Source organism: Bacillus cereus group sp. N24, assembly GCF_016483345.1.
GTDB classification, from domain to species: Bacteria; Bacillota; Bacilli; order Bacillales; family Bacillaceae_G; genus Bacillus_A; species Bacillus_A toyonensis.
In genome coordinates this window covers 1-534 of the sequence record NZ_JAEHCA010000090.1, presented here as the reverse complement: position 1 = coordinate 534, position 534 = coordinate 1, and the positions used below count along the sequence as shown (strand labels likewise).

Genomic DNA, 534 nt, shown 5'->3' with positions numbered 1-534 from the left:
GATAAACAAGAGATGGGAAGTGTGAAGATAGCAAAAGAAGTTGTAGCTGAACGAATTAGTCATGCAAGACAAAAACGTATAGATCATGAGGCATCAAAGAACAATGTAACGTAAGCTACATTGTTTCTTTTTATAAAAAAACAGGAGGTTAGTAGGATGTTATTATTTCGTGAAGATATTGCATTAGGGGTCATTAAAGAGGTTGGAGAAGGTGAACTTGTTTTACTTGTAAAAGAGGAAGAACTAACAATCAAAATTACACGAGAACAAGAGGAAGAACTTGCAGTTCATGTCATGAATCAGGAAAATATGTTAGTTCCGGTTAATGTAAAAACTCATGAGCTTTTCTTTGATACAGCTGAGAGATGGAATGAAGAAGAAATGGAGGAATTACAAAAAGCTAGTGAAAGAGTAGGAGAAGATCATGAGTAAAAGTTATAAGAAAAAGTATCAAACAAAATCACCAGAAGAAAAGAAAGAAGCGGTGCAAGCTTTAACAAAAAAGATGGAAAAAAGCGTAGAAGGTTATTTTCG

The 534-nt window shown here is 33.9% G+C and carries 1 protein-coding gene and 1 pseudogene; both read left to right on the top strand.

Going from position 1 to position 534, the window contains the following annotated elements; genetic code table 11:
• The first annotated feature begins 156 nt into the window (after nucleotides 1-156).
• A complete protein-coding gene (locus JDS95_RS30470; RefSeq protein WP_000923991.1) occupies nucleotides 157-432 on the top strand; it encodes a hypothetical protein in 276 nt (91 codons plus the stop codon).
• A pseudogene (locus JDS95_RS32290) lies at nucleotides 425-534 on the top strand (ArdC family protein); the annotation flags it as partial. The gene JDS95_RS30470 and the pseudogene JDS95_RS32290, both read left to right, overlap by 8 nt.